This is a genomic window from Burkholderia sp. Se-20373, assembly GCF_017104705.1.
Classification (GTDB): domain Bacteria; phylum Pseudomonadota; class Gammaproteobacteria; order Burkholderiales; family Burkholderiaceae; genus Burkholderia.
The window spans coordinates 1-6,230 of the sequence record NZ_JAAGPH010000254.1 but is presented as its reverse complement, the minus strand read 5'-3'; the positions used below and the strand labels follow the sequence as shown (position 1 = coordinate 6,230).

The 6,230-nt window shown below is 67.8% G+C and carries 5 protein-coding genes; 3 read left to right on the top strand and 2 right to left on the bottom strand.

Annotated elements, in window-relative coordinates; all coding sequences use genetic code 11:
- From G3N96_RS37280 to G3N96_RS37270, 3 genes are all read left to right on the top strand, one after another.
- Nucleotides 1-1,264, top strand: a 1,264-nt coding sequence (locus tag G3N96_RS37280) for an MmgE/PrpD family protein (RefSeq protein ID WP_206140331.1), incomplete at its 5' end; no start/stop codon positions are given.
- Nucleotides 1,261-2,280: a cyclase family protein gene (locus tag G3N96_RS37275; RefSeq protein WP_206140330.1), complete on the top strand. Its 1,020-nt coding sequence runs from the start codon at nucleotides 1,261-1,263 to the stop codon at nucleotides 2,278-2,280. The genes G3N96_RS37280 and G3N96_RS37275, both read left to right, overlap by 4 nt.
- 273 nt (nucleotides 2,281-2,553) lie before the next feature.
- On the top strand, nucleotides 2,554-3,492 hold the full coding sequence (locus G3N96_RS37270; RefSeq protein WP_124575761.1) for a LysR family transcriptional regulator: 939 nt from the start codon (nucleotides 2,554-2,556) through the stop codon (nucleotides 3,490-3,492).
- Nucleotides 3,493-3,525: 33 nt separating this feature from the next.
- On the opposite strand, the gene G3N96_RS37265 is transcribed toward G3N96_RS37270, so the two are convergent.
- Together G3N96_RS37265 and G3N96_RS37260 are read right to left on the bottom strand one after the other, a co-directional pair.
- Nucleotides 3,526-5,016 (bottom strand): MmgE/PrpD family protein, encoded by a 1,491-nt coding sequence (locus G3N96_RS37265; protein WP_206140329.1) that lies wholly within the window; start codon nucleotides 5,014-5,016, stop codon nucleotides 3,526-3,528.
- 33 nt (nucleotides 5,017-5,049) lie between these two features.
- Nucleotides 5,050-6,132, bottom strand: coding sequence for a porin (locus G3N96_RS37260; RefSeq protein WP_206140328.1), 1,083 nt, complete (start codon nucleotides 6,130-6,132; stop codon nucleotides 5,050-5,052).
- Nucleotides 6,133-6,230: the final 98 nt, after the last annotated feature.

Genomic DNA, 6,230 nt, shown 5'->3' with positions numbered 1-6,230 from the left:
CTGGGCCGGCAACGGCCCGGCGACCGTGATCGGCGCGCCCGACCGGCTGCCGGCCGCGAGCGCCGCGCTCGTCAACGGCACGCTTGCGCACGCGATGGATTTCGACGATTCGCACATGCTGTCGGTGCTGCATCCGAGCGCGTCGGTGATTCCGGCCGCGCTGGCCGCCGCGCAGGCGAGCGGCGCATCGGGCACGGCGTTGCTCGATGCAATCACGGTCGGCACCGAGATCTGCATCCGGCTGGGCGTGGCCGCCTACAACCCGCAGATCGGCAATTCGGTGTTCTTCGAGCGCGGCCAGCATGCGACGTCGATCTGCGGGACGGTCGGCGCCGCCGCGGCCGCGGCGATGCTGCTCGGGCTCGACGCCGCGCAAATCGCCGCCGCGCTCGGCATTGCCGCGAGCATGGGCGCGGGCCTGCTCGAAGCGAATCGCACCGGCGGCTCCGTGAAGCGGATCCACTGCGGCTGGGCCGCGCATGCGGGCGTGAGCGCGGCGGAACTGGCGAGCGCGGGCGTGACCGCGCCGCCGACCGCGCTCGAAGGCCGCTTCGGCTTCTTCCGCGCGTGGTGCGGCGAGCTGGCCGACGTCGACGCGGTGCTGCGCGAACTCGGTGTCGACTGGGAGACGAGCCGGATCATCTTCAAGCCGTATCCGTGCAACCACTTCACGCATCCGGGCATCGACGCGGCATTGCAGTTGAAGGCGCAGGGCGTGACGGCCGACGACGTCGTGTCCGCCGAGCTGCGGGTCGCGACGTCGACGCTGCGTACGATCGGCGAGCCCGCCGCGCTGAAGGCCAACCCGCCGGACGGGTATGCGGCGGCATTCTCGGGGCCGTACACCGTAGCGGCCGCGCTGCTCGGCGGCGGCGGGCTCGGGGTCTGGTTCGACGATTTCGACGACAAGCTCGTGCGGGATCCCGCGCGCCGTGCGCTGGCCGCGAAGGTGCGCTGCGTCGGCGATCCGTGGTGCGACGAGCGGTTCCCGCATTTCCTGCCCGCCGTGCTGCGGGTGGAACGGCGCGACGGACAGGTGCTCGAGGCGCGCGTCGAGTCGAGCAAGGGCACCAATGCGCGGCCGCTGACCGAACAGGAACTCGTCGCGAAGTTCGTGCTCGCGGCGAGTTCGACGATCGGCCTGCCTCGTGCGCTCGAACTGCGCGACGCGGTGCAGGCGCTCGCCGACGGCGCACCGCTCGACGGGCTGGCGGCGTTGACGTCCGGCGCGCATGCGAACCTGGAAGGAGGAGATCCATCTTGAGCACACCCCGCTGGAACAAGCGGCCGCCCGGCTCGAACTGGGGCGATTTCGGTCCGGATGACCAGAAAGGACGGCTGAACTGGCTGACCCCGGACAACGTGCGGCAGGGCGTCGCCGAGGTGCGCGAAGGCCTGTCGTTCTCGCTGAGCCTGCCGCTCGACGTGCCGCGCGGCGGCGGCCTGAACGCGCGCCGCCGGCCGCCGGCGATCATGCCGGCGTTGCTGGGCGGCAAGCCGTACTTCGGTTATCGCGCGGATGAACAGGTTGCAAACGCAACCGACGTGGTCTGCGACGATTCGTTCTGCATGCATTCGCAGTTCTCGACGCAATGGGACGGTCTCGCGCATGTCGGCGGCGTATTCGATGCGGACGGCGACGGCGTGCCCGAGATCGTGTTCTACAACGGCTTCCGGATGGGCGAGCATCTGCGGGTGCCGCAGGAAGGCGACGCCACCGGCGGCGCGCGCGCGCTCGGCATCGAGGTGATGGCACGGACCGGCGTGCAGGGGCGCGGCGTGCTGATCGACCTGCGGCATCACTTCGGCGATGCCCGCACGAAAGTCGGCTACGCGCAACTGATGCGCGTGATGGAAGAAGACGACGTGCGTGTCGAGCAGGGCGACATCGTCTGCATTCACACCGGTTTCGCCGATCTGCTGCTGAACGACGAGAGCGGTTCGCCCGCGACCGTCGCGAGTGCGTGCGTGCTGGACAGCAGCGACCCCCGCCTGCTGCAGTGGATCGACGAGTCGCGGCTCGCCGCGCTCGTGGCCGACAACCATGCAATCGAGGAGCGGCCGCAGCAGGCGCAGCCGCTCGCGCAGCCGGGTGCGCTGATGCCGCTGCACGAGCTGTGCCTGTTCAAGCTCGGCATCCACCTCGGCGAGCTGTGGCATCTGACGCCGCTCGCGAACTGGTTGCGTGCGCATCGGCGCAACCGGTTCCTGCTGACCGCGCCCCCGCTGCATATCCGGGGCCTGGTCGGTGCGCCGGTGAATCCGGTCGCGACGGTCTGATACGCGGGCAGGCAGCGGTTCGCGCACGATGGCCGGAGCGAACCGTTTCCACCCACCGATTGCTGATTTCGATTGACTCGTTTTTCAGAAAAATTCCTGGAAAACGGGTCATTTAAATCAAAAACAGAATCAATGACGGCAGGTATATAAAAAATATCGAAACGTCAAGATTGGACTATTCTCGTTTATTGCACTAAATATCAGGGGAATTCCCCATTGCGATAATCGTGAGCCGGGGAGGGCGATTAACCCGTTTAGTGGATGGTCACAATCATGAATCTACGTTCGATCGACCTGAACCTGCTGGTCATACTCGATGCGCTGCTGACCGAGAAGCAGGTGACACGCGCCGGCCTGAAGGTCGGCCTGACGCAGCCGGCCGTCAGCAATGCGCTGTCGCGCCTGCGGTATCTGTTCAATGACGAAATCCTCGCGCGCGGCGCGGCAGGGCTGGAACTGACCCCGCGCGCGCAGGCGCTGATCTCGCCGGTCCGGAAAATCATGCAACAAATAGAAGAATTGTTTGAATCGGATTATCAATTCCATCCTTTTACATCGGAACGTCATTTCACGGTCCGCATGTCGGATCTGACCGAATTGCTTCTGCTGCCCGCATTGCTGCGGCGCATGCGCACGGCGGCGCCGAATATCAGCCTGGACGTCGTGCATCCGAGCGCGGCCAAGACGGCCGAAGCGCTTGAGGCAGGGCGGCTCGACATGGCGATCAGCGCGGGCCTCGAGCATGCCGGCACGCTGTCGTCGGAAACCGTATTTCACGACCGGCTGGTCTGCATGCTGAGCCGCAAGCATCCCGACGCGGACAAGCCGCTGACGCTCGAGCGGTTCCTCGCGCTCGACTTCCTCAACGTATCGATCAACCCGGTCGACCACAGCCTGATCGACAACCTGCTCGCGAACATGGGCTGCAAGCGCCGCATCGTGCTCAACGTGCCGCACTGGCTCGTCGTGCCGAACATGCTCGATGCGCTGCCGTACGCGGTGATCATGTCGGAGCGGCACGCGCTGAGCCTCGGCGATCCGCGCCTCGTGATCCGCGAACTGCCGCTCGCGATGGAGCCGGTCACGTGGTCGCTGTACTGGCATCACCGGTACGATGCGAGCAACGCGCACGGGTGGATGCGTCGCATGATCGTCGCGGTCGCGGAGTCGCTCGAGGACGACGTCGCGGCGGACGCGTTCAGCGTCGGCTGAGCGTGAAGCCGCGTGGTGCCGACGGTGCACGGGTCAGCCCATGACGAGCAGCGGCGGCAGCGTCGCGACGTCGGGCTGTTCGTCGAGCCGCCACAGATAATCGAGCGCGGCACGCATCCGTGCCGCGCTCCAGTGCGGCCGGCAATTCTTCATGAACTTCGCTTCGTAGTCGTCGCGCTGCATCGGTCGCGTCGGCGACCCCGGCAGGTCGTCCACCTGCTTCGCATGCACCGCGCCGTCGTCGCACACGGCCGTCACGCGATTCGGCGCATGCGCGGGATAGCGGGCCGTCAGCGCCGGATCGGCGCTGACCGTGATGGTTCCGATCAGCGCGCGCAAGGCCGGGTCGCGCAGCGCGGCGCTCGCATAGCTTCGGGTCGTGATGTCGCCGTCGAGCATTGCCCGCGCGACGATGTAAGGCAGGCTGTGATCGGCGGTCTCGTGGGTCGACGGCGCCCATTTCTCCGGATCGCGGCCGGCCGTCACGTAGCCGACTTCGGTCGTGTGGATCTCGATGCGGCGGATGCGCCGCAGGTCGCCGACCTGGGCGGCGACCGCGAGCGCGGCCGGAATCGCCGTTTGCGTGAGCCCTTGCGCGGGATAGAGCTTCACGAAGCATCGGCCGATCCGGAACGTGCCGCCGCGCCCGCCGAATTCGCCCGTATCGAGCGTGAACGGCCCGGATACCCGCTCGAAGAACCCGGCCGTCCCCTCGAAGATCGGCGCGGGGCCGGTGAGGCCGGCGCGGGCGAGTTCGGTCGAAAACACCGCGTTGCGCGCCGCGTCCGCGTCGGCGAGCGCCTTCCAGTTGGACAATTGCTGCACCCGTGTCTGGTTCAGCGCGAGATGGCTGTTGATCGACAGGTTGACCGCCTGCACGAGCTGCGGCGCGGGCAGGCGCATCAGTTTCCCCGTGGCGAGCGCGACGGCGGGCAGGCTGTAGCAGGTGTGGTCCCAGCCGCGCGGGCTGATGGCGGCGGCGTCCATCAGCCGGCACGCGATTTCGTACGCGATCGCGATCGACAGGATCAGGTCGCGGCCGGTGGCGTGCTGCGCTTCGGCGACCGCGAGGCACGCGGCGACGTTGTCGCTTGGATGGCCGGTTTCCTTGCCGGCATACGCATCGTTGAAATCGAAGTAGCGCAGCGCCGTGCCGGTGGCGAATGCGGCGAGATCGGGACTCGTGCGCCGGTCCGTCCCGATCACGGTCGCGATGCCGCCGGGCGAGGCGAGCGCCGCGTTGCGCGCGATCCGCACGGGCGGCTCGTCATATGCGGCGATCGCGCAGCCGAGTGCGTCGATCAGATGCGCCTTGATCGTCTCGACGGTCGCGGCGTCGAGGTCGCGATACCGCAGCCCGGCTGCGTAGTCGGCGAGCTGCCGCGCGAGTTCGGGCCGGTCGGTGGCGCGCAGGTCGGCACGCTCGGCGCCGCTGGCGGCAGGTGATGCGTCGGCGCGGGCGCGCACGACGGGCAGCGTCAACGCAGCGCCGGTCAGGGCGGAAAGGAAATGGCGGCGGTTCATGGTTCTGGACTCCGAAAGTGGGGGGCGGCGATGTCAGAACGCCTTGCGCAGGCCGAGCGCGACGCCCGCGCTGCCCGAGCGATCGGCGGCGAGCGAGTAGTGCAGGAAGTTGTAGTTGTCATTGTCGAAATCGAGCGCGGCGCGATGCGCGTAGCCGCCCGCCAGGTACAGCGTCACCGTCTTCGACACGAAGTAGTTCAACTGCAGCGTGACCTGTTGCGGACTGACGGGACGCGACGCCGGCGCGGGTGCATGGGCAGGATTCTGCGCACGGATGTGTTCGTAATAGACCGCGCCGATCACCTGCAGGAAATCGGTGACGGCGTAGCGGACGCCGGCCCACCAGAACGTGAAGTGCGTCATGACCGACGGCGCGGCGATGTCGCTGCGCGCGTGTTCGACACCGGCCAGCAGTTGGGCGCGGCCGAGCGGCACGAGTGCGGACGCGGCGTAGCGGCGGAAATGCGCGAAGCCGCCGGGCTGTGGGGTGTTGACGTCGTCGAACGCCGCGGCGAACGAGAACGCATCGCCGGCGTAGTCGAAGCCCGCGCCGTACGCGGCGTTCGACTGGAACGCGCCCGCCGTGCCGCCGAATGCGTAGTGTGTTTCGAGCGTCATCGCGCCGAGCTTCGCCAGATATTTGACGACGTTGTTCTCGCGATAGTTGATGCCGACGATCGCGCCGTCCGGCTCGTACAGCGTCGAATAGGCGCCCGTCGGCGAATAGCGCTCCATGATGTCGAACAGCGTCGTGTACTGGCGGCCGAGCCGCAGTGCGCCCCAGCGCTCGTGCTGCAGTGCGACCCACGCGGAGCGGTCGAAGCCGCCCGAGCCGGCACCGGTGCCGTTGGTCAGGTTGATGCTGCTTTCGACGCGAAACGCCGCCTGCCAGCCGCCGCCGAGATTCTCGACGCCCTTCAGGCCCCAGCGCGAACCGCTCTTGCCGCCCGACGCCATCCGCACGAGCGATGCCGATGATTTGCCGTCCGGCGCGGCCTGCCCGGTGAGGAATTCGGTGTACACGTCGGCGATGCCATACAGCGTGAGGCTGGTTTGCGCGCAGGCGCCGGCCGATACGAGGCCCAGTCCGCACAATGCGGACATTCGCTTGCCCATGGGGCTGTCTCCTTGTTTGGGGTGGTTGTTGTTCATGCGCCGCGCGGGTCGAGAGGCGCGCAGCCGCAGCGCTATCCGGGGCGGACGGCGAACGGGGA

What these genes read in the sequence shown, in the direction of transcription:
- G3N96_RS37265 (WP_206140329.1), bottom strand. Translation starts at nt 5,016, where the DNA reads ATGAACCGCCGCCATTTCCTTTCCGCCCTGACCGGCGCTGCGTTGACG.
- G3N96_RS37270 (WP_124575761.1), top strand. Translation starts at nt 2,554, where the DNA reads ATGAATCTACGTTCGATCGACCTGAACCTGCTGGTCATACTCGATGCG.
- G3N96_RS37260 (WP_206140328.1), bottom strand. Translation starts at nt 6,132, where the DNA reads ATGGGCAAGCGAATGTCCGCATTGTGCGGACTGGGCCTCGTATCGGCC.